The sequence below is a fragment of the Streptomyces sp. NPDC002680 genome (assembly GCF_042889145.1).
GTDB lineage: Bacteria > Actinomycetota > Actinomycetes > Streptomycetales > Streptomycetaceae > Streptomyces > Streptomyces adonidis.
On sequence record NZ_JBIAQP010000009.1, the window covers coordinates 251,322 to 272,819 of the forward strand.

The following is a 21,498-nucleotide window of genomic DNA, read 5'->3' on the forward strand; positions in this document are numbered from 1 at the left end:
TGCCGCTGGGAGGCCGTGCGGCACGTACTGCCACAATGGGCCTGTGACCCGCGCATCCCTGAACAAGCAGCCGCACGAAGTCGCCTCGATGTTCGACGACGTGGCGGAACGGTACGACCTCACGAACGACGTGCTGTCGCTCGGCCAGGACCGCGTGTGGCGCAAGGAGGTCGCGAAGGCGGTCGACGCCCGCCCGGCGCAGAAGATCCTCGACCTGGCCGCCGGCACGGCCACGTCCTCCCTGCCCTTCGCCCGCACGGGCGCGTACGTCGTCCCCTGCGACTTCTCCCTCGGGATGCTCAGGGTCGGCAAGCGCAACCACCCCTGGCTGCCCTTCACGGCCGGGGACGCCACCAGGCTGCCCTTCAAGGACGACACCTTCGACGCGGTGACGATCTCCTTCGGGCTGCGCAACGTCCACGACACCGACGCGGCGCTGCGCGAGCTGTACCGGGTCACGCGGCCCGGCGGACGGGTCGTGATCTGTGAGTTCTCACACCCGACCTGGACGCCCTTCCGCACGGTGTACACCGAGTACCTGATGCGCGCCCTGCCCCCGGTCGCCCGCGCGGTCTCCTCGAACCCCGACGCGTACGTCTACCTCGCCGAGTCCATCCGCGCCTGGCCCGACCAGCCCGCCCTGGCCGGACTGCTGCGCGGCGCGGGCTGGTCGAAGGTCGCCTGGCGCAACCTGTCGGGCGGCGTCGTGGCCCTGCACCGGGGCTTCAAGCAGCCCTGACCCCCATCTGCCCGCATGGGGTCCGAAACGGGATCCGATCGCCTCGAACGCTTCCCCGGGCCGGTCGTGCTCGCGCTTCAGCCCACCCCTGGGCGGCTTCGGCACGCGCGGCTCACGCACCCCCGCGCCCCCGCCGCCCTCCCCGTCCCCGAAGTCGAACCACACGGTGACGACGGCACCGCGCGGTATCTCGACGCCGGGCGGCGGGTACTGCCGTACGACGTAGTCGACGACGGCGAGATGGAACTCGGGCCGGTCGGGCGCGGCGAGCAGCACCCCGTGTGCTCTGGCCCTCTCACGCGCGTCCATGGCCATCAGACCGACGAGCCTCGGCACGCGCGCTTCGGGCGTGTTGGGTGTTGAGTGCACAGACGTCACCCCCAGCGGTACCGGCAGAGTAACCCCGGCCGAGTACCGCCCGGAAGCGCTAAGTATTTTTCCGCGCCAAATAACTACTGTGCGTCACGAAGTCGGATCTCCGTCAGGGATCAATCGGTCGAATCCGGTCGGAGGTCGAGCCGGTAGCAGTGCCCCTCCTGCTTCGACATCGGCGTCCTGAAGACCTCGACGAGCCGCATGCCCAGCCGCCGGGTGACCGCGATGGACCGCTCGTTACGGGCGTTGACCATCGCGACCACGCTGGGCACGCCCGCCGCACGCACCCGCTCCAGGGTCAACTCGGCCGCCGCGGTGGCGTACCCCTGGCCCCAGTGGGCCCTCCCGAGCCGCCAGCCGATCTCGATCTCCCCCTTGGGCCCCCAGTCCTGCGGCCACGGCTGGGCGCCCGTGAAGCCGATGACCTGGTCCGACTCGTCGAGCATGGTCCAGAAACAGAACCCGTACTCGGCGTCGTGCCGGCGCTGGCGCGCGGTGAGTTCCTCGTAGGCGGACACTTCCGCCGACTTGCCCCCGTGGAACTCCATGACATCGGGGTCGTCGAAGACCCGGTGCCACGCGAAGGCGTCCTCGTCGGTGGGAACACGCAGGCGTACTACGGGGAGCGCTCGGTTCACGGGGCAGCCCTTCAGCCGGGTGATCAGTACTGCTGAATAGACTGCCCATGTCCAGTGCCGGTCGGCACACAGATTTGAGAGTCTTGGGGAGAACCCGCCGTGACCGAGCCCCTCTCCGAAAACACCGCCGATGTCATCGTGGTCGGGGCCGGGCCAGCCGGCTCCACCACCGCCTACTACCTGGCGAAGGCCGGCCTCGACGTGCTGCTGCTGGAGAAGACCAGCTTCCCGCGCGAAAAAGTGTGCGGCGACGGCCTGACACCCCGGGCGACCAAGCAGCTCGTCGCGATGGGCATCGACATCTCCGAGGAGGCCGGCTGGCTGCGGAACAAGGGCCTCCGCATCATCGGCGGCGGCGTCCGCCTCCAGCTCGACTGGCCGGAACTCGCCTCCTTCCCCGACTACGGCCTCGTCCGCAAGCGCGACGACTTCGACGAACAGCTCGCCCGCCAGGCCCAGAAGGCGGGCGCGCGCCTGTACGAGCGCTGCAACGTCGGCGCCCCGATCACCGACGACCGCACCGGCCGCATCACGGGCGTGCACGCGAAACTCGGCGAGGACAAACGCGAGGTCACCTTCCACGCCCCGCTGGTGGTCGCCGCCGACGGCAACTCCACCCGCCTCTCCCTGGCGATGGGCCTGCACCGCCGCGAGGACCGCCCCATGGGCGTCGCCGTCCGGACGTACTTCACCTCTCCCCGCCACGAGGACGACTACCTGGAGTCCTGGCTGGAACTCTGGGACCGGCGAGGCGCCGAGGACCGCCTGCTCCCCGGCTACGGCTGGATCTTCGGCATGGGCGACGGCACGTCGAACGTCGGTCTGGGCGTCCTGAACACCTCGGACTCCTTCAAGGAACTCGACTGGCGCGAGGTGCTGAAGGCCTGGTGCGCGTCAATGCCGGAGGACTGGGGCTACACCCCCGACAACATGACCGGCCCGATCCGCGGCGCCGCCCTCCCCATGGCCTTCAACCGCCAGCCCCACTACACGAAGGGGCTGCTGCTCGTCGGCGACGCCGGCGGCCTGGTGAACCCCTTCAACGGCGAAGGCATCGCCTACGCCATGGAGTCCGGCCAGATCGCCGCCGACGTCATCGTCCAGGCCCACGCGCGGGCCACACCGGCCCAGCGGGAGATCGCCCTCCAGCGCTACCCGCGCGTGCTCAAGGACACCTACGGCGGCTACTACACGCTCGGCCGCGCCTTCGTGAAGCTCATCGGCAACCCGAAGGTCATGAAGATCGCGGCCGAACGCGGCCTGACCCACCCCTTGTTGATGAAGTTCACCCTGAAGATGCTGGCCAACCTGACCGACCCGACGGGCGGCGACGCGATGGACCGCATCATCAACGGCCTGAGCAAGGTGGCGCCGAAGGCGTGACCGGCGCAGGCCCTCCCAGGCTCAGGAGGTGAGGGCCTGCTGCTTGGCGGCCCGTCGCGCGAACACCGCCTCGCGACGGTCCGCCACCTGCCGCAGCGCGTCCTTCCGCTCCCGCTTGGAGAGCCGGTCGAGATACACACGCCCGTTCACATGGTCGGTCTCGTGCTCCAGACACCGGGCGAAGTACCCCGTCCCCTCGACGACCAGAGGGTTCCCGTCCTGATCGAGCCCGCGCACGACGGCCCGGTCCGGGCGGGGTACGTCCATCACCGCTCCCGGCACGGACAGGCACCCCTCGCCCTCGTCCAGGAGGCGCCGGTCGCCGGCGTCCAGCGGCTCCAGCACCGGGTTGACGATGTGCCCGACATGGCGGACACCGTCGTCGTCCGGGCAGTCGTACACGAACAGCCGCAGACCGACGCCGACCTGGTTGGCCGCGAGCCCTGCTCCGTCGGCCACCTGCATCGTCAGGAACATGTCGTCGATGAGCGCCGCGAGTTCGGGCCCGAACTCGGTCACGTCCCGGCACGGCTTGTGGAGCACCTCTTCGCCGACTTCGGTGATCCGCCGCACGGCACCACGCCGTGCCTCGGGCGTGAGCCGCGGATACGAGTCGACGGGCCTGCCCTGTACGAAGACACGAGGCATCGCTGTCTCTCCTTCTGCTGTGTGGAGTACCGAGTAGGTACTGGGGCATCAGCCTCACACAGCCATCCCCCGCAGGGGGCGGAGAAGGGCCGCTGCCCACCATCGGCAGCGACCCTTGCCCGAAAATCACCCGTCGGTCCTCGACGGTCCGTTCAGAGAACGCGCACCGCACCCGTCGCCGGGTATCCGGAAAGGTCCTGGATGACAACGCCCTTGGACGGGTTCGCCGCGTCCAGGTACTGGCCGTTACCGACGTACACCCCGACGTGGTACGCCGAACCCTTCGCACCCCAGTACAGGATGTCGCCGACCTGGATGTTCGACAGGGACACCTCGGTGCCCTGCATCGACTGGTCCTGCGAGACCCGGGGGAGATCCACGCCGACCTGCTTGAACGCGGCCTGGACGAGGGAGGAGCAGTCCCACGCGTTGGGACCCGTGGCACCCATGACGTAGGCGTCGCCCAGCTGAGCCTTGAGGAAGTCGATGACGGTCGCGACGCTGCCGCTCGCGGGGGCGGTCACCTGCGACGAGTCCGAGCTGGAGGCGGACTCCGAGGACGAGTCGGATGCCGCCAGCGTGGCGCGCTCGGCGGAACGGGACACAGCGGCCTCTGCGGCGGCCTTGCGGGCGGCCTCGGCCTTCTCCTTGGCCTCCGCCTTCTGCTTCGCCTCCGCGAGGTCCTTCCTGGCCTCCTGGGCCGCCTTGGCGGCTGCGGCGTCACGCTCGGCCTGGAGCTCGTAGTTCGCGGCGGCCAGCTGCGTGGCGTCCGCGGACTCGGCGATCTGAGCGGCCAGGTCGGCCGTGAGGGTGGGCAGTTCGAGTGTCTGCGTCACAGGCTGCTCGGCGGCGCTCGCCGCACTGGACGCACCAGCCACTGCCAGGGTGCTGAGAACGCCACCGGCGACTCCTGCGCGCATGGCCAACGACGAGTTGCCGGCACGCCGGGGCTTCCGGTGGCTTCGTATGTGAGCGGTAGCGGTGTGGGACATGGGTACTAGCGGTACCAGCGACTCCTCCATACCTTCAAGAAACGTGTGCTGCGCCACAGTTGTTCAACGGAGGACCCAAATTCCCGAAGCGTCACTCTTTATTGACGCCGTAACGGGCATTGCGGACACCGGCGATCATGCCTGTGATCATGCACTTTCATCGGTACGCCCGAATTGCCCGCTGCTTACCATCGGTTGCGGTCCGTGGCCAACCCCCGATCTTCACAGGCCTTCACAGGTGTGGCGCAGGTCACGGAAAGGTCACCGGTCGGGGCGCGTCACGCGCGTAGATCGTCGACTGACTGCCGCTCGTGAACGCGTGCACGCACGGGCGGGCATCCACATTCACCCTCGCCCCCCACGGTGTGTGAACGCGCTCCACTATCAAGCCGTCCTGTCCATCTCCAATTTGCATGCAGGGGAACTCTCTTGATATGGAGACGCCGCTCGTGACCAGCGGTAACCGGCGAGAATGTCACCTCTGGTGATCGCGTGGACGCTTCGAGTGTGAAGGTCACCGCTCATCCGACTTCATGATCCTTCGCCAGGTGGTGGAGATCACAAAGGTTCGGCAATACCCCGTGTCGCAGATCACAGACCGGCGGGCATAGGATGCGGGGCAGTTGGGCTTGTGACCTGCTTCACATGTTCTCGATCTTCGCCGGGACGGGCGAGGTTCGCGGGGCGGACGGGGCGGGGGCGCCGGCCCGATGCAATCGCCAGCAGTCAGTGCCGACTGAGAGGAGCGAGGAGCGGTGAACGCGTATGCGCCCATCCTCGTACTGGGAGCCCTCGGGGCAGGCTTTGCGATCTTCTCCGTGATCATGGCTTCGCTCATCGGCCCGAAGCGTTACAACCGGGCCAAACTCGAAGCGTATGAATGCGGGATCGAGCCGACACCCACGCCGGCCGGCGGTGGGCGATTCCCCATCAAGTACTACCTGACGGCGATGCTCTTCATCGTCTTCGACATCGAGATCGTCTTCCTCTACCCCTGGGCCGTCACCTTTGACGCCCTGGGTGTTTTCGGGCTCGTGGAGATGCTGCTCTTCGTGCTCACCGTCTTCGTGGCGTACGCGTACGTATGGCGGCGCGGCGGCCTGGAATGGGACTGAGGGGCCTCTAAGACATGGGACTCGAAGAAAAACTGCCGAGCGGATTCCTGCTGACCACCGTCGAGCAGGCCGCGGGCTGGGTGCGCAAGGCGTCCGTCTTCCCCGCCACGTTCGGACTCGCCTGCTGTGCCATCGAGATGATGACCACCGGCGCCGGCCGCTACGACCTGGCGCGCTTCGGCATGGAGGTCTTCCGCGGTTCACCCCGCCAGGCGGACCTGATGATCGTGGCCGGCCGGGTCAGCCAGAAGATGGCGCCGGTACTGCGGCAGGTCTACGACCAGATGCCCAACCCCAAGTGGGTGATCTCCATGGGGGTCTGCGCCTCCTCGGGCGGCATGTTCAACAACTACGCGATCGTCCAGGGCGTCGACCACATCGTCCCGGTCGACATCTATCTGCCCGGCTGCCCGCCAAGGCCCGAGATGCTGATCGACGCGATCCTCAAGCTCCACCAGAAGATCCAGACCTCCAAGCTCGGCGTGAACGCCGAGGAAGCCGCCCGCGAGGCGGAGGAGGCCGCGCTCAAGGCACTCCCCACGATCGAGATGAAGGGGCTGCTGCGATGAGCGACGCGAACGGCACCGGAGCGGGCGGGGCGAGCAACGGTGTCAACCCCGAGAAGGACCTCGCCTCCTCCAACCTCCCCGGCCAGCGCGGCGACGGCGGCGAGGAGATCCGCGTCCAGCGCGGCATGTTCGGCGCCACCAACGGCGGCGACACCTCCGGCTACGGCGGCCTGGTCCGCTCCGTCCGCCTCCCGGGAGCCTCGGCGAGGCCCTACGGGGGCTGGTTCGACGAGGTCGCCGACGAACTCGAGGGCGCCCTGGAGGAACAGGGGCTGGTCCCCGAGAACGTGATCGAGAAGACGGTCGTCGACCGCGGCGAGCTGACGTTCCACGTCGAACGCGCGTACCTGCTCCGCGTCGCCCAGACCCTGCGCGACGACCCGGCCCTGCGCTTCGAACTCTGCACGGGCGTCAGCGGAGTCCACTACCTGCAGGACAAGGGCCGCGAGCTGCACGCCGTCTACCACCTGCGCTCGATCACCCACAACCGGCTGATCCGCCTCGAAGTCAGCGCCCCGGACAGCGACCCGCACATCCCGTCCCTGGTCTCCGTCTATCCGACGAACGACTGGCACGAGCGCGAGACGTACGACTTCTTCGGGATCGTCTTCGACGGTCACCCGGCCCTGACGCGGATCATGATGCCGGACGACTGGCAGGGCCACCCGCAGCGCAAGGACTACCCCCTCGGCGGCATCCCCGTCGAGTACAAGGGCGCCCAGATCCCGGCTCCGGACCAGCGGAGGTCGTACTCATGAGCACGCAGCACGCAACTCCGCGCGAGACCACCGAGGGGACCGTATATACGGTCACCGGCGGCGACTGGGACGAGGTCGTCCAGAGCGCGGCCCGTGCCGACGACGAGCGCATCGTCGTCAACATGGGCCCGCAGCACCCCTCCACCCACGGTGTGCTCCGCCTGATCCTGGAGATCGACGGCGAGACGGTCACCGAGGCCCGCTGCGGCATCGGCTATCTGCACACCGGCATCGAGAAGAACCTCGAGTTCCGCACGTGGACGCAGGGCACCACCTTCGTCACGCGCATGGACTACCTGACGTCCTTCTTCAACGAGACCGCCTACTGTCTCGCCGTCGAGAAGCTCCTCGGCATCGAGGACCAGATCCCGGACCGCGCGACCCTCATCCGCGTGCTCCTGATGGAGCTGAACCGGCTGTCCTCGCACCTGGTGTGCATCGCCACCGGCGGTATGGAACTCGGCGCCACCACGATCATGATCTACGGATTCCGTGATCGTGAAATGATTCTCGACATCTACGAGCTCATCACGGGCCTGCGGATGAACCACGCGTACATCCGCCCCGGCGGACTCGCCCAGGACCTGCCGCCCGGCGCGGTGGACCAGATCCGCGAGTTCGTGAAGAAGATGAAGAAGAACCTTCCCGAGTACGACAAGCTCGCCACCGGGAACCCCATCTTCAAGGCCCGTATGCAGGACGTCGGTTACCTCGACCTGACCGGCTGCATGGCCCTCGGCGCCACCGGCCCGATCCTGCGCTCCACCGGCCTCCCGCACGACCTGCGCAAGTCCCAGCCTTACTGCGGCTACGAGACGTTCGACTTCGACGTCCCCACCGCCGACTCCTGCGACTCCTACGGCCGCTTCCTGATCCGCCTGGAGGAGATGCGGCAGTCGCTCAGGATCGTCGAGCAGTGTCTGGACCGGCTGCAGCCCGGCCCGGTCATGGTCACCGACAAGAAGATCGCCTGGCCCGCCCAGCTCGCCCTGGGACCGGACGGTCTGGGCAACTCCCTGGACCACATCAAGAAGATCATGGGCACCTCCATGGAGGCCCTGATCCACCACTTCAAGCTGGTGACCGAGGGTTTCCGCGTCCCGCCGGGACAGGCCTACGCGGCAGTCGAGTCGCCCAAGGGCGAACTCGGGGTGCACGCCGTCTCCGACGGAGGCACCCGCCCCTTCCGGGTCCACTTCCGGGACCCGTCCTTCACCAATCTGCAGGCCATGGCGGCGATGTGCGAGGGCGGCCAGGTCGCCGACGTCATCGTCGCCGTCGCGTCCATCGACCCCGTGATGGGAGGCGTCGACCGGTGACCACCACCCCCGAGGGCGTCAGCCTGGGCATGCCCCAACTGCCCGCGCCCGATTACCCGGACGACATTCGAGCCCGGCTCGAAGCGGACGCCCGCGAGGTCATCGCCCGCTACCCGGACTCCCGGTCCGCCCTGCTGCCGTTGCTGCATCTCGTGCAGTCGGAGGAGGGCCATGTCACGCGCACCGGGATGCGGTTCTGCGCGGACGTGCTGGGCCTGACCACGGCCGAGGTCACCGCGGTCGCCACCTTCTACTCCATGTACCGCCGGGGCCCCTCCGGCGACTACCAGGTGGGCGTCTGCACCAACACCCTCTGCGCGGTGCTGGGCGGCGACGCCATCTTCGAGACCCTCCAGGAGCACCTCGGCGTCGCCAACGGCGGGACGACCGAGGACGGCAAGGTCACCCTGGAGCACATCGAGTGCAACGCGGCCTGCGACTTCGCACCCGTGGTGATGGTCAACTGGGAGTTCTTCGACAACCAGACCCCGGCCAGCGCCAAGCGCCTCGTCGACGACCTGCGCGCGGGCGCGCAGGTCGAGCCCACGCGCGGTGCCCCCTTGTGCACGTTCAAGGACACCGCCCGCATCCTGGCGGGCTTCCCCGACACCCGGGACGGGGCCGTCGAGGCGAGCGGCAGCGCCGGCCCCGCCTCGCTGACCGGGCTCCGGCTGGCCAAGGGCGAGAGCCCCGCGCGCGTGGTCCACCCCCGGGGCGGCGCCCCCAAGAGCACGCAGCCGCACGACCCGTCGCCCGCCGAGCACCTCAGTTCGCACGACGCGCCGCAGGACACGGCGGCGTCCGACCCCTCCCACCCGGCGGGGCCCGTCACCGAGGAGGGGGAGTGATGACATTGGCACCCGAGATCAACGAGACCAGCCCCGAGAAGCTGCTCGCACCCGTGCTGTCGGCCTTCTGGGACGAGGACAGGTCCTGGACGCTGGACGTCTACCGGAGGCACGAAGGGTACGAGGGACTCCGCAAGGCCCTCGCGATGACACCGGACGACCTGATCGCGTACGTCAAGGAGTCCGGTCTGCGTGGCCGCGGCGGTGCGGGATTCCCTACGGGAATGAAATGGCAGTTCATTCCTCAGGGAGATGGAAAACCACACTATCTAGTTGTCAACGCCGACGAATCGGAGCCGGGAACCTGCAAGGACATCCCGCTCCTCTTCGCGAACCCGCATAGCCTCATCGAGGGCATTGTGATCGCGTGTTATGCCATCAGGTCTTCGCATGCCTTCATCTATCTGCGCGGTGAAGTCGTACCAGTGCTGCGGCGGTTGCACGAGGCCGTACGTGAGGCCTACGCGGCGGGCTACCTCGGCAAGAACGTGCTGGGCAGCGGACTCGACCTCGAACTCACCGTGCACGCGGGCGCGGGCGCGTACATCTGTGGTGAAGAGACCGCACTGCTCGACTCGCTCGAAGGCCGCCGGGGTCAACCGCGGCTCCGTCCCCCCTTTCCTGCCGTCGCGGGGCTCTATGCCTGCCCAACTGTTGTGAACAACGTCGAGTCGATCGCGTCGGTTCCCGCGATTCTCCAAAAAGGAAAAGAATGGTTCCGCTCGATGGGCAGCGAGAAGTCCCCGGGCTTCACGCTCTACTCGCTCAGCGGCCATGTCACCAACCCGGGCCAGTACGAGGCCCCGCTCGGCATCACGCTCCGCCAACTCCTCGACATGAGCGGCGGGATGCGCGCCGGCCACCGGCTGAAGTTCTGGACACCGGGCGGCTCCTCGACACCGATGTTCACCGACGAGCACCTCGACGTCCCTCTTGACTACGAAGGAGTGGGCGCCGCGGGTTCCATGCTCGGCACGAAAGCACTCCAGTGCTTCGACGAGACCACCTGCGTCGTCCGGGCCGTCACCCGCTGGACCGAGTTCTACGCCCACGAGTCCTGCGGCAAGTGCACACCCTGCCGCGAAGGGACGTACTGGCTCGTGCAGTTGCTGCGCGACATCGAGGCCGGCAAGGGCGCCATGTCCGACCTCGACAAGCTGAACGACATCGCCGACAACATCAACGGCAAGTCCTTCTGCGCCCTCGGCGACGGCGCCGCCTCGCCGATCTTCTCCTCCCTCAAGTACTTCCGCGAGGAGTACGAGGACCACATCACGGGCCGGGGCTGCCCCTTCGACCCGGCCAAGTCGACGGCCTGGGCCGACCGCACGGAGGTGAACGCATGACGGTGACCACGAGCGCTCCCTCGGGAGGGGGCGACGCGGCGGTCCCGCCGGAAGATCTCGTCTCGCTGAAGATCGACGGCATCGACATCAGCGTGCCCAAGGGCACCCTGGTGATCCGCGCCGCCGAACAGCTCGGCATCGAGATCCCGCGCTTCTGCGACCACCCCCTCCTCGACCCGGCCGGCGCCTGCCGCCAGTGCATCGTCGAGGTCGAGGGCCAGCGCAAGCCCATGGCGTCCTGCACGATCACCTGTACGGACGGGATGGTGGTGAAGACCCACCTCACCTCGCCCGTGGCCGAGAAGGCCCAGCACGGTGTGATGGAGCTGCTGCTCATCAACCACCCGCTCGACTGCCCGGTCTGCGACAAGGGCGGCGAGTGCCCCCTGCAGAACCAGGCCATGTCGCACGGCCAGTCGGAGTCCCGCTTCGAGGGAAAGAAGCGGACCTACGAGAAGCCGGTCCCGATCTCCACACAGGTGCTCCTCGACCGCGAGCGGTGCGTGCTGTGCGCCCGCTGCACCCGCTTCTCCAACCAGATCGCGGGCGACCCGATGATCGAGCTGATCGAGCGCGGCGCGCTCCAACAGGTCGGCACCGGCGAGGGCGACCCCTTCGAGTCGTACTTCTCCGGGAACACGATCCAGATCTGCCCGGTCGGCGCGCTGACCTCGGCGGCGTATCGCTTCCGCTCCCGACCCTTCGACCTGGTGTCGTCGCCGAGCGTGTGCGAGCACTGCTCCGGCGGCTGCGCCACCCGCACCGACCACCGGCGCGGCAAGGTCATGCGACGCCTCGCGGCCAACGAGCCCGAGGTCAACGAGGAGTGGATCTGCGACAAGGGACGCTTCGGCTTCCGGTACGCGCAGAAGCCGGACCGGCTCCAGACCCCCCTCGTACGCAACGCCGACGGTGTCCTGGAGCCCGCCTCCTGGCCCGAGGCGCTGGAAGCGGCGGCCCAGGGGCTCCTCGCGGCCCGTGGCCGTGCGGGAGTGCTCACCGGCGGCCGGCTCACCGTCGAGGACGCCTACGCGTACAGCAAGTTCGCGCGCGTGGCCCTCGACACCAACGACATCGACTTCCGCGCGCGCGTGCACAGCGCCGAGGAGGCCGACTTCCTCGCCGCCCGGGTCGCCGGACGCGGACGCGACCTCGACGGTACGGGTGTCACGTACACCTCCCTGGAGAAGGCCCCCGCGGTCCTCCTGGTCGGGTTCGAGTCCGAGGAGGAGGCGCCCGGCGTCTTCCTGCGGCTGCGCAAGGCCTGGCGGGGACACGGACAGAAGGTCTACTCGCTCGCCACGCACGCGACCCGCGGCCTGGAGAAGGCCGGCGGCACGCTGCTGCCCGCCGCCCCCGGTACCGAGACCGAGTGGCTGGACGCGCTCGGGAGTGGGTTCGGCCTGGAGGAGAGCGGGGCGAAGGCCGCCGAGGCGCTGCGCACCGAGGGCGCGGTGATCGTCGTAGGAGAACGGCTGGCCGCTGTGGCGGGCGGCCTCACCGCCGCCGTACGGGCCGCTTCCACGACCGGCGCGCAGCTGGTGTGGATCCCGCGCCGGGCCGGGGAGCGCGGCGCCGTCGAGGTCGGCGCGCTGCCCTCGCTGCTGCCGGGCGGACGTCCGGCGACCGACCCGCGCGCGCGGGACGAGGTCGCCGTCGCCTGGGGTGTGGCCGAGCTGCCGCACCGCTTTGGCCGTGACACCGGCCAGATCGTCGAGGCCGCCGCCGCGGGCGAGTTGCGGGCCCTGGTGGTCGCCGGCGTCGAGGTCGCCGACCTGCCCGATCCGGCACGCGCGCGGGACGCCCTCCACGAGGTGGGCTTCCTGGTGTCGCTGGAACTGCGGCCCAGCGAGGTCACCGAGCACGCCGATGTCGTACTCCCGGTCGCCGCGGTCGCCGAGAAGGCGGGCACCTTCCTCAACTGGGAGGGCCGCGCACGCCTCTTCGAGGCCGCGCTCAAGCCCGACCAGATGACCCGCCGCCTCGCCCCGCCCGACGCGCGTGTGCTCCAGATGCTGGCCGACGCCATGGACATCCACCTGGGGCTGCCGGATCTGCGGACCGCGCGGCAGGAGCTGGACCGGCTCGGGGCCTGGGACGGGGCGCGGGCCACCAACCCCCTGGAGATCGGCGCCCAGCTGCCGCGTCCGGCCGCCGGGGAAGCGGTCCTCGCCGGACACCGGCTGCTGCTCGACCAAGGGCGGCTCCAGGAAGGCGACGACGCGCTCGCCGGGACCCGGCATGCGGCCCACGCGCGCGTGTCGGCACCCACGGCCGCCGAAGCCGGGGTCAAGGACGGTGACCTGCTCGCCGTGACCGGTGCCACCGGGACGGTCGAACTGCCCCTCCAGGTCACCGAGATGCCCGACCGGGTGGTCTGGCTGCCGCTGAACTCCACCGGAGGCGGCGTCGCCTCCGACACCGGGGCGCTGCCCGGCGCACTCGTCCGCATCGGCCCGGCGACGCTCGCCTCCGAGGCCCCCAAGGAGGTGGAGGCATGAGCAGTCCGTACCTCGCCGCTGAAGACCTCTCCCTGTTCGGCACCGACCCCTGGTGGCTGGTCGTCGTCAAGGCGGTCTTCTGCTTCGCCTTCCTGATGATCACCGTGCTGTTCTCCATCGTGTGGGAACGCAAGGTCGTCGCCTGGATGCAGCTGCGCATCGGCCCCAACCGGCACGGCCCCTGGGGCATGCTCCAGTCGCTCGCCGACGGCATCAAGCTGATGCTCAAGGAAGACCTGGTCGTCAAGCGCGCGGACAAGGTCGTCTACATCCTCGCGCCGATCGTCGCGGCCATCCCGGCCTTCATGGCGATCGCGGTGATCCCCTTCGGACCGGCCGGCAACGAGGTGTCGATCTTCGGCACCCGTACGACGATGCAGCTCACCGACCTGCCGATCGCGATGCTCTACGTCCTCGCGGTCGCCTCGGTCGGCATCTACGGCATCGTCCTCGCGGGCTGGAGTTCCGGATCCACGTACCCCCTGCTGGGCGGCCTGCGGTCCTGCGCGCAGATGATCTCGTACGAGATCGCCATGGGCGCCGCGTTCGCCTCGGTGTTCCTCTACTCCGGGTCGATGTCGACCTCGACCATCGTCGAACAGCAGCACGACCGCTGGTACATCGTCCTGCTGCCGGTCTCCTTCGTGATCTACATCATCACGATGGTCGGCGAGACCAACCGCGCCCCCTTCGACATGCCGGAGTCCGAGGGCGACCTGGTCGGCGGCTTCAACACCGAGTACTCGTCCATCAAGTTCGCGATGTTCATGCTCGCCGAGTACGTCAACATGGTGACCGTCTCGGCCGTGTCGGTGACGCTCTTCCTGGGCGGCTGGCGGGCCCCCTGGCCCATCAGCACCTTCTGGGAGGGCGCCAACCACGGCTGGTGGCCGATGGCCTGGTTCGTCCTCAAGGTGCAGCTGCTGCTGTTCTTCTTCATCTGGCTGCGCGGCACCCTCCCGCGCGTCCGCTACGACCAGCTGATGAAGCTCGGCTGGAAGGTCCTCATCCCGGTCTCGCTGGTCTGGCTGATGCTCGTCGCGACCGTACGGACCCTGCGCAACGAGAACTACGACTTCGCCGACATCGCCCTCTACGTCGGCGGCGGTGTCCTCGTCCTGCTTCTGCTCTCCTTCGTGGCCGACATGTTCCGCGACCGGGGCAAGGCACCACAGACAGTCGACGACGAGCCCGTCGCCTTCGACCCGATGGCGGGCGGATTCCCCGTACCGCCACTGCCGGGACAGGAGGCACAGACGGTGCCCCGCAGGCGCCCGCGCCGCGAGCGCGAGTTGATTGTCAGTGGTGGACCGGATACTGGCAGTGACGGATCTCTGGATGGAAAGGAGGCGTCCGATGGCTGAGGAATCCAAGGAGACCAAGCCCGGTTTCCAGAACCCCGTGGCCGGCTTCGGCGTGACCTTCAAGGCCATGTTCAAGAAGCGGCTGACCGAGCAGTACCCCGAGCAGCAGAAGACCACCGCCCCACGGTTCCACGGACGGCACCAGCTCAACCGCCATCCGGACGGCCTGGAGAAGTGCATCGGCTGCGAACTGTGCGCCTGGGCCTGCCCCGCGGACGCCATCTATGTGGAGGGCGCCGACAACACCGACGAGGAGCGCTACTCCCCGGGCGAGCGGTACGGCGCGGTCTACCAGATCAACTACGCCCGCTGCATCCTGTGCGGTCTGTGCATCGAGGCGTGCCCCACGCGCGCGTTGACGATGACGAACGAGTTCGAACTGGCCGACAGCAGCCGCGCCAACCTCATCTACACCAAGGAACAGCTGCTCGCCGGACTCGACGAGGGCATGGTCGACTCGCCCCACTCGATCTTCCCGGGCACCGACGAACAGGACTACTACCAGGGGCTGGTCACCGAGGCCGCACCCGGCACGGTGCGTCAAGTCGCCGTCTCCAAGGGCGAGAAGCCCGAGGAAGAGGGGGTGGGGGCATGAGCGCGCAGCTCGCCGCCTATTCCACCTCCACTGGTGAGGCCTTTCAGTTCTGGGTGCTCGGTACGGTCGCCGTGGCAGGCGCCCTGTGCACCGTCTTCATGAAGAGGGCCGTGCACAGCGCGCTCTGTCTCGCCGGAACGATGATCATCCTGGCGGTGTTCTACCTGGCCAACGGCGCCTACTTCCTGGGCGTCGTCCAGATCGTCGTCTACACCGGCGCGATCATGATGCTGTTCCTCTTCGTGGTCATGCTCGTCGGTGTCACCGCCGCGGACTCCCTCAAGGAGACCATCAAGGGCCAGCGCTGGCTGGCCCTGCTGTGCGGGCTCGGCTTCGGCATCCTCCTGGTCGCGGGCGTCGGGAACGCCTCCCTGACGGAGTTCACCGGCCTCGGCCAGGCCAACGCGAACGGCAACGTGGAGGGCCTCGCCGCCCTCATCTTCACGAAGTACGTCTTCGCCTTCGAGATCACCGGCGCCCTGCTGATCACGGCCGCCGTCGGCGCCATGGTCCTCACGCACCGCGAGCGCACCGAGCGCGCCAAGACCCAGCGCGAACTGGCCGAGCAGCGCGTACGGGACGGCAAGCACCTGCCGCCGCTGCCCGCCCCCGGCGTCTACGCCCGGCACAACGCCGTGGACATCCCGGGCCTGCTGCCCGACGGCACCCCGGCCGAACTGTCGGTCATGCAGACGCTGCGCCAGCGCGGCCAGATCCGCGATGTGTCCGCCGAGGCCATCAGCGACCTCAAGGCCCTGGAGCAGCGCGCCGAGGACCGCCTGGAGCGCACCAACAGCGGCCCGGCCAGTAGCTCGGCCAAGGGCTCGAACAGTGGGGAGGCGTCGAAGTGAACCCGGTCAACTATCTCTATCTCGCCGCCCTGTTGTTCACGATCGGCGCCACCGGCGTGCTGATCAGGCGCAACGCGATCGTCGTCTTCATGTGCGTCGAGCTGATGCTCAACGCCTGCAACCTCGCGTTCGTCGCCTTCTCCCGGATGCACGGCAACCTCGACGGCCAGGTCATCGCCTTCTTCACGATGGTCGTCGCCGCCGCGGAGGTCGTCGTCGGGCTCGCGATCATCGTGTCGCTGTTCCGTTCCCGCCACTCGGCCTCGGTCGACGACGCCAGCCTGATGAAGCTGTAAGGGGTCGCTGAATCGTGGAGAATCTGATCGCGCTGCTGGTGGCGGCGCCTCTGCTCGGAGCGGCCGTACTGCTGTGCGGTGGCCGGCGGCTCGACGCCGTCGGCCACTGGATCGGCACGGCCCTCGCCGCCTGCTCCTTCGTGATCGGCGTGATCCTCTTCGCCGACATGCTGGGCAAGGACGCCGAGCACCGCGCCCTGATGCAGCACCTGTTCAGCTGGGTCCCCGTCGAGGGCTTCCAGGCCGACGTCGCCTTCCAGCTCGACCAGCTGTCGATGACGTTCGTCCTGCTGATCTCCGGCGTCGGCTCGCTGATCCACGTGTACTCGATCGGGTACATGGAGCATGACGAGCGGCGCCGCCGCTTCTTCGGCTATCTCAACCTGTTCCTCGCGGCGATGCTGCTGCTCGTCCTCGCCGACAACTACCTCCTGCTGTACGTCGGCTGGGAGGGTGTCGGCCTCGCCTCGTACCTCCTGATCGGCTTCTGGCAGCACAAGCCCAGTGCCGCTACCGCCGCGAAGAAGGCCTTCCTGGTCAACCGCGTCGGCGACATGGGCCTGTCCATCGCCATCATGCTGATGTTCACCACCTTCGGGACCTTCGCCTTCGGGCCGGTCCTCGAAGCCACCGGTGAGACCAGCGAGGGCAAGCTCACCGCCATCGCCCTGATGCTGCTGCTCGCGGCCTGCGGCAAGTCCGCCCAGGTGCCGCTGCAGTCCTGGCTCGGGGACGCGATGGAGGGCCCGACCCCGGTCTCGGCCCTCATCCACGCGGCGACGATGGTGACCGCGGGCGTGTATCTGATCGTCCGATCCGGGGAGATCTTCAACGGGGCGCCCGACGCCCAGTTGGTTGTCACCGTGGTCGGTGCGGTCACACTCCTCTTCGGTGCGATCGTCGGTTGCGCGAAGGACGACATCAAGAAGGCGCTGGCCGGCTCGACCATGTCGCAGATCGGCTACATGATCCTCGCGGCCGGACTCGGCCCCATCGGCTATGTCTTCGCGATCATGCACCTGGTGACCCACGGCTTCTTCAAGGCCGGGCTCTTCCTCGGTGCCGGCTCGGTCATGCACGGCATGAACGACGAGGTCGACATGCGCAAGTACGGCGGCCTCAGGAAGTACATGCCGGTCACCTTCGTGACCTTCGGTCTCGGGTACCTCGCCATCATCGGCTTCCCGGGTCTGTCCGGCTTCTTCTCCAAGGACAAGATCATCGAGGCGGCGTTCGCCAAGGGCGGCACCGAGGGCTGGATCCTCGGCAGCGTGGCCCTGCTCGGCGCGGCCATCACCGCGTACTACATGACGCGCGTGATGCTGCTGACGTTCTTCGGCGAGAAGCGCTGGCAGCCCGACGAGCACGGCCACGAACCGCACCCGCACGAGTCCCCGAAGTCCATGACGATCCCCATGATCGTGCTCGCCTTCGGGTCGGTCTTCGCGGGCGGGTTCTTCAGCGTCGGCGACCGCTTCCTGCACTGGCTGGAGCCCGTCACCGAGCACGCGCACGGAAACCCGCCGATCAGCGCCCTCACGGTCACGCTGTCCACGATGGTCGTGCTCGTCATCGGCGTCGGCCTCGCGTACGGCCAGTACGGGCGCCGTCCGGTCCCGGTGCTCGCCCCGCGCGGGTCGCTGCTCACCCGGGCCGCCCGGCGCGACCTCCTCCAGGACGACTTCAACCACGTCGTCCTCGTACGCGGCGGAGAGCACCTCACACGCTCCCTGGTGTACGTCGACCACACCCTGGTCGACGGGGTCGTCAACGGTACGGCGGCCTCCATGGGCGGCCTGTCCGGACGGCTCCGCAAGCTGCAGAACGGTTACGCGCGGTCGTACGCGGTCTCGATGTTCGGCGGTGCGGCGGTCCTCATCGCCGCGACCCTGCTGATGAGGGCGGTCTGATACCGATGTCCTTTCCCCTCCTGACAGCGACGGCGGCGCTCCCGGCCCTCGGGGCGATCGCCACGGCGGCCGTACCGGCCGCGCGGCGCACCGCCGCCAAGTGGCTGGCGCTGATCGTCTCGCTCGCCACGCTGGTGCTCGCCGCGATCGTCCTGGTGCGCTTCGACCCGGACGGCGACCGCTACCAGCTCACCGAATCCCGGGCCTGGATCAAGGACTTCGGGGTGCGGTACGAGCTGGGCGTGGACGGCATCGCCGTGGCGCTCATCGCACTGACCGCGCTGCTGATCCCGTTCGTGATCCTGGCCGGCTGGCACGACGCCGACCCCCTGGAGACCGGGAACACGCGCTGGCGGCCCACCCAGGGCTTCTTCGCGCTGATCCTGGCCGTCGAGGCGATGGTGATCATCTCCTTCGAGGCCACCGACGTCTTCCTCTTCTACATCTTCTTCGAAGCCATGCTCATCCCGATGTACTTCCTCATCGGCGGCTTCGGCGACCGTGCCCACGAGCACGGCGAGGAAACGGCGTCCACCCAACGCTCGTACGCGGCCGTGAAGTTCCTGCTCTACAACCTCGTCGGCGGTCTGATCATGCTGGCGGCCGTGATCGGCCTCTACGTGGTCGCCGGGAACTTCTCGCTCACGGAGATCGCCGCCGCGCGGGCCAACGGCTCGCTCGACATGGCGACGAACACCGAGCGCTGGCTGTTCCTGGGCTTCTTCTTCGCCTTCGCGGTGAAGGCGCCCCTGTGGCCGCTGCACACCTGGCTGCCCAACGCCATGGGCGAGGCCACCGCGCCGGTCGCCGTGCTGATCACGGCGGTCGTCGACAAGGTGGGCACCTTCGCGATGCTCCGTTTCTGCCTCCAGCTGTTCCCGGAGGCGTCGAAGTGGGCGACGCCCGTCATCCTCGTACTGGCGCTGATCAGCATCATCTACGGGGCGCTGCTCGCGGTCGGGCAGCGGGACATCAAGCGGCTGGTCGCGTACGCGTCGATCTCGCACTTCGGGTTCATCGTCCTGGGCATCTTCGCGATGACCAGTCAGGGCCAGTCGGGCGCGACGCTGTACATGGTCAACCACGGGATCTCGACGGCCGCGCTGATGCTGGTGGCGGGCTTCCTGATCTCGCGGCGCGGCTCGCGGCTCATCGCCGACTACGGCGGAGTCCAGAAGGTCGCTCCGGTGCTCGCCGGCACGTTCCTGATCGGCGGTCTCGCGACCCTGTCGCTGCCGGGCCTCGCGCCGTTCGTGAGCGAGTTCCTGGTCCTGGTGGGCACGTTCGCGCGTTACCCGGTGGTCGGCATCATCGCCACCTTCGGCATCGTCCTCGCCGCGCTCTACACCCTCGTCCTCTACCAGCGGACGATGACGGGCCCGGTGAAGGTCGAGGTCGCCAAGATGCCGGACCTCAGGGTGCGGGAGCTCGTGGTCGTGACGCCGCTGATCGTGCTGCTGATCTTCCTGGGCGTCTACCCGAAGCCCCTGACGGACATCGTCAACCCGGCGGTCAAGCAGACCATGACCGACGTCCAGAAGAAGGACCCCCAGCCCGAGGTGGAGGCGGCCAAGTGAGCGCATCAGCCGTCCACAGCCTGTGGACAACGGCGGCCGACCCGATCTCCAAGATCGACGCGCCGAAGATCGAATACGGGCAATTGTCGCCCACCCTGATCGTCATCGGCGCGGCGATCGTCGGGATCCTGGTCGAGGCGTTCGTGCCCCGCAAGTCCCGCTACTACGTGCAGTTGTTCGTGTCCGTCGTCGCCCTCGCCGCGGCCTTCGCCGCGGTCGTGGGGCTCGCGGCGAGCGGATACGGCACCACCAAGGCCGGAATCGCGGCGATGGGCGCCATCGCCGTCGACGGGCCCGCCCTGTTCCTCCAGGGCACGATCCTGCTCGCGGGACTGGTCGGGCTGTTCACCTTCGCCGAACGGCGGCTCGACCCGGAGGCCCATGGCAACCGCGTCGACTCGTTCGTGGCACAGGCCGCGTCCGTACCGGGCAGCGACAGCGAGAAGGCCGCGGTGAAGGCCGGGTTCACCACCACCGAGGTGTTCCCGCTGCTGCTGTTCGCGGTCGGCGGCATGCTGATCTTCCCCTCGGCCAACGACCTGCTGACGCTGTTCGTGGCCCTGGAGGTCTTCTCACTGCCGCTGTACCTGCTCTGCGCCCTGGCCCGCCGCAAGCGGCTCATGTCGCAGGAGGCCGCGGTCAAGTACTTCCTGCTCGGCGCCTTCGCCTCCGCGTTCACCCTCTTCGGCATCGCACTGCTGTACGGCTACGCGGGCTCGGTGTCGTACGGGACGATCGCCCAGGTCGTCGACGGCACCGTTCAGAACGTCAACCCGGCGCTCGCCGACACCATGGGCAACGACGTACTGCTGCTCATCGGCGCCGCCATGATCGTCGTGGGCCTGCTCTTCAAGGTGGGCGCCGTGCCGTTCCACATGTGGACGCCGGACGTGTACCAGGGCGCGCCCACGCCGGTGACGGGCTTCATGGCGGCGGCGACCAAGGTGGCGGCCTTCGGCGCGCTGCTGCGGCTGCTGTACGTCGTGCTGCCGGGCCTGCGCTGGGACTGGCGGCCGGTCATGATGGGCGTCGCGGTCGTCACCATGGTGGGCGGTGCGATCGTCGCCATCACGCAGACCGACATCAAGCGGCTGCTGGCGTACTCGTCCATCGCGCACGCCGGGTTCATCCTCGCGGGTGTCATCGCGATGACACCGGATGGGATCTCGTCCGTCCTCTTCTACCTGGCCGCGTACTCGTTCGTGACGATCGGGGCGTTCGCCGTGGTCACCCTGGTGCGGGACGCCGGGGGCGAGGCGACCCATCTGTCCAAGTGGGCGGGGCTGGGGCGCCGTTCGCCGCTGGTGGCCGCCGTGTTCGCGGTGTTCCTGCTGGCCTTCGCCGGCATTCCGCTGACCTCCGGGTTCGCCGGGAAGTTCGCCGTGTTCAAGGCGGCGGCCGAAGGCGGAGCCAGCTCGCTGGTCGTGGTCGGTGTGATCTCGTCGGCGATCGCCGCGTTCTTCTACATCCGGGTGATCGTCCTGATGTTCTTCAGCGAGCCCCGGCCCGAAGGACCCACCGTCGCCGTGCCGTCGCCGCTGACCATGACGGCGATCGGCGTGGGGGTGGCGGTCACCGTGGTGCTGGGTGTGGCGCCGCAGTACTTCCTCGACCTGGCGAACCAGGCGGGCGTCTTCGTGCGCTGAGCAGCGAGTTGTATGGAATGCGCTGGGC

At 68.5% G+C, this 21,498-nt stretch carries 19 protein-coding genes and 1 pseudogene; 16 read left to right on the forward strand and 4 right to left on the reverse strand.

Features of this window, described 5'->3' with window-relative positions; all coding sequences use genetic code 11:
• Positions 1 to 43: 43 nt before the first annotated feature.
• Positions 44 to 739: a demethylmenaquinone methyltransferase gene (locus ACFYXF_RS24695; RefSeq protein ID WP_389352385.1), complete on the forward strand. Its 696-nt coding sequence runs from the start codon at positions 44 to 46 to the stop codon at positions 737 to 739.
• 36 nt (positions 740 to 775) lie between these two features.
• Here the strand turns inward: ACFYXF_RS24695 and ACFYXF_RS24700 are convergent.
• Positions 776 to 1,108 (reverse strand): annotated as a pseudogene (locus ACFYXF_RS24700) (PASTA domain-containing protein); the annotation flags it as partial.
• A gap of 119 nt (positions 1,109 to 1,227) precedes the next feature.
• Positions 1,228 to 1,752 carry a GNAT family N-acetyltransferase gene (locus ACFYXF_RS24705; protein ID WP_389352387.1) on the reverse strand — a complete coding sequence of 175 codons (525 nt, stop codon included), beginning with the start codon at positions 1,750 to 1,752 and terminating at the stop codon, positions 1,228 to 1,230.
• A gap of 99 nt (positions 1,753 to 1,851) precedes the next feature.
• On the opposite strand from ACFYXF_RS24705, the gene ACFYXF_RS24710 reads away from it, so the two are divergent.
• Entirely contained in the window at positions 1,852 to 3,135 is a 1,284-nt protein-coding gene (locus ACFYXF_RS24710; protein WP_189151773.1) for a geranylgeranyl reductase family protein, read from the forward strand.
• 21 nt (positions 3,136 to 3,156) lie between these two features.
• On the opposite strand, the gene def is transcribed toward ACFYXF_RS24710, so the two are convergent.
• Positions 3,157 to 3,783, reverse strand: a complete 627-nt coding sequence (gene def, locus ACFYXF_RS24715; RefSeq protein WP_389352389.1) for a peptide deformylase — start codon at positions 3,781 to 3,783, stop codon at positions 3,157 to 3,159.
• A gap of 152 nt (positions 3,784 to 3,935) precedes the next feature.
• Complete coding sequence (locus tag ACFYXF_RS24720; protein WP_389352391.1) at positions 3,936 to 4,805, reverse strand: C40 family peptidase; 870 nt, start codon at positions 4,803 to 4,805, stop codon at positions 3,936 to 3,938.
• Between the two features lie 725 nt (positions 4,806 to 5,530).
• Here ACFYXF_RS24720 and ACFYXF_RS24725 point away from each other — a divergent pair.
• Genes ACFYXF_RS24725 through nuoN form a run of 14 tightly spaced genes read left to right on the forward strand, consistent with a single transcriptional unit; the run spans position 5,531 to position 21,470 of the window.
• Positions 5,531 to 5,890: an NADH-quinone oxidoreductase subunit A gene (locus ACFYXF_RS24725; RefSeq protein WP_005476348.1), complete on the forward strand. Its 360-nt coding sequence runs from the start codon at positions 5,531 to 5,533 to the stop codon at positions 5,888 to 5,890.
• A gap of 14 nt (positions 5,891 to 5,904) precedes the next feature.
• Positions 5,905 to 6,459 carry an NADH-quinone oxidoreductase subunit B family protein gene (locus tag ACFYXF_RS24730; protein WP_053743379.1) on the forward strand — a complete coding sequence of 185 codons (555 nt, stop codon included), beginning with the start codon at positions 5,905 to 5,907 and terminating at the stop codon, positions 6,457 to 6,459.
• On the forward strand, positions 6,456 to 7,217 hold the full coding sequence (locus ACFYXF_RS24735) for an NADH-quinone oxidoreductase subunit C (RefSeq protein WP_389352393.1): 762 nt from the start codon (positions 6,456 to 6,458) through the stop codon (positions 7,215 to 7,217). The genes ACFYXF_RS24730 and ACFYXF_RS24735 overlap by 4 nt, the downstream gene beginning before the upstream one ends.
• Complete coding sequence (locus tag ACFYXF_RS24740; RefSeq protein ID WP_389352395.1) at positions 7,214 to 8,536, forward strand: NADH-quinone oxidoreductase subunit D; 1,323 nt, start codon at positions 7,214 to 7,216, stop codon at positions 8,534 to 8,536. Before ACFYXF_RS24735 ends, ACFYXF_RS24740 begins: the two co-directional genes overlap by 4 nt.
• A 29-nt stretch (positions 8,537 to 8,565) precedes the next feature.
• Positions 8,566 to 9,384, forward strand: a complete 819-nt coding sequence (nuoE, locus tag ACFYXF_RS24745; protein ID WP_389352679.1) for an NADH-quinone oxidoreductase subunit NuoE — start codon at positions 8,566 to 8,568, stop codon at positions 9,382 to 9,384.
• Positions 9,381 to 10,730, forward strand: a complete 1,350-nt coding sequence (gene nuoF, locus ACFYXF_RS24750) for an NADH-quinone oxidoreductase subunit NuoF (protein WP_369033578.1) — start codon at positions 9,381 to 9,383, stop codon at positions 10,728 to 10,730. Before nuoE ends, nuoF begins: the two co-directional genes overlap by 4 nt.
• Positions 10,727 to 13,231 (forward strand): NADH-quinone oxidoreductase subunit G, encoded by a 2,505-nt coding sequence (locus ACFYXF_RS24755; protein ID WP_389352397.1) that lies wholly within the window; start codon positions 10,727 to 10,729, stop codon positions 13,229 to 13,231. Before nuoF ends, ACFYXF_RS24755 begins: the two co-directional genes overlap by 4 nt.
• The gene (gene nuoH, locus ACFYXF_RS24760) at positions 13,228 to 14,595 is read left to right on the forward strand and encodes an NADH-quinone oxidoreductase subunit NuoH (protein WP_389352399.1); all 1,368 of its coding nucleotides are present in this window, start codon (positions 13,228 to 13,230) and stop codon (positions 14,593 to 14,595) included. The genes ACFYXF_RS24755 and nuoH overlap by 4 nt, the downstream gene beginning before the upstream one ends.
• A complete protein-coding gene (gene nuoI, locus ACFYXF_RS24765) occupies positions 14,588 to 15,190 on the forward strand; it encodes an NADH-quinone oxidoreductase subunit NuoI (protein WP_389352401.1) in 603 nt (200 codons plus the stop codon). The genes nuoH and nuoI overlap by 8 nt, the downstream gene beginning before the upstream one ends.
• Positions 15,187 to 16,041: an NADH-quinone oxidoreductase subunit J gene (locus tag ACFYXF_RS24770; RefSeq protein WP_389352403.1), complete on the forward strand. Its 855-nt coding sequence runs from the start codon at positions 15,187 to 15,189 to the stop codon at positions 16,039 to 16,041. The genes nuoI and ACFYXF_RS24770 overlap by 4 nt, the downstream gene beginning before the upstream one ends.
• Positions 16,038 to 16,337 carry an NADH-quinone oxidoreductase subunit NuoK gene (gene nuoK, locus ACFYXF_RS24775; RefSeq protein WP_037929353.1) on the forward strand — a complete coding sequence of 100 codons (300 nt, stop codon included), beginning with the start codon at positions 16,038 to 16,040 and terminating at the stop codon, positions 16,335 to 16,337. The genes ACFYXF_RS24770 and nuoK overlap by 4 nt, the downstream gene beginning before the upstream one ends.
• Positions 16,338 to 16,351: 14 nt before the next feature.
• Positions 16,352 to 18,247, forward strand: a complete 1,896-nt coding sequence (gene nuoL / locus ACFYXF_RS24780) for an NADH-quinone oxidoreductase subunit L (RefSeq protein WP_389352406.1) — start codon at positions 16,352 to 16,354, stop codon at positions 18,245 to 18,247.
• 5 nt (positions 18,248 to 18,252) lie between these two features.
• A complete protein-coding gene (locus tag ACFYXF_RS24785; protein WP_389352408.1) occupies positions 18,253 to 19,824 on the forward strand; it encodes an NADH-quinone oxidoreductase subunit M in 1,572 nt (523 codons plus the stop codon).
• Complete coding sequence (gene nuoN / locus ACFYXF_RS24790; protein ID WP_389352410.1) at positions 19,821 to 21,470, forward strand: NADH-quinone oxidoreductase subunit NuoN; 1,650 nt, start codon at positions 19,821 to 19,823, stop codon at positions 21,468 to 21,470. Before ACFYXF_RS24785 ends, nuoN begins: the two co-directional genes overlap by 4 nt.
• Positions 21,471 to 21,498 lie beyond the last annotated feature (28 nt).

Coding starts and splice junctions, on each gene's coding strand:
- def (WP_389352389.1), bottom strand. CDS start 3,783: ATGCCTCGTGTCTTCGTACAGGGCAGGCCCGTCGACTCGTATCCGCGG.
- ACFYXF_RS24720 (WP_389352391.1), bottom strand. CDS start 4,805: ATGGAGGAGTCGCTGGTACCGCTAGTACCCATGTCCCACACCGCTACC.
- ACFYXF_RS24730 (WP_053743379.1), top strand. CDS start 5,905: ATGGGACTCGAAGAAAAACTGCCGAGCGGATTCCTGCTGACCACCGTC.
- ACFYXF_RS24735 (WP_389352393.1), top strand. CDS start 6,456: ATGAGCGACGCGAACGGCACCGGAGCGGGCGGGGCGAGCAACGGTGTC.
- ACFYXF_RS24740 (WP_389352395.1), top strand. CDS start 7,214: ATGAGCACGCAGCACGCAACTCCGCGCGAGACCACCGAGGGGACCGTA.
- nuoE (WP_389352679.1), top strand. CDS start 8,566: ATGCCCCAACTGCCCGCGCCCGATTACCCGGACGACATTCGAGCCCGG.
- ACFYXF_RS24755 (WP_389352397.1), top strand. CDS start 10,727: ATGACGGTGACCACGAGCGCTCCCTCGGGAGGGGGCGACGCGGCGGTC.
- nuoH (WP_389352399.1), top strand. CDS start 13,228: ATGAGCAGTCCGTACCTCGCCGCTGAAGACCTCTCCCTGTTCGGCACC.
- nuoI (WP_389352401.1), top strand. CDS start 14,588: ATGGCTGAGGAATCCAAGGAGACCAAGCCCGGTTTCCAGAACCCCGTG.
- ACFYXF_RS24770 (WP_389352403.1), top strand. CDS start 15,187: ATGAGCGCGCAGCTCGCCGCCTATTCCACCTCCACTGGTGAGGCCTTT.
- ACFYXF_RS24785 (WP_389352408.1), top strand. CDS start 18,253: ATGTCCTTTCCCCTCCTGACAGCGACGGCGGCGCTCCCGGCCCTCGGG.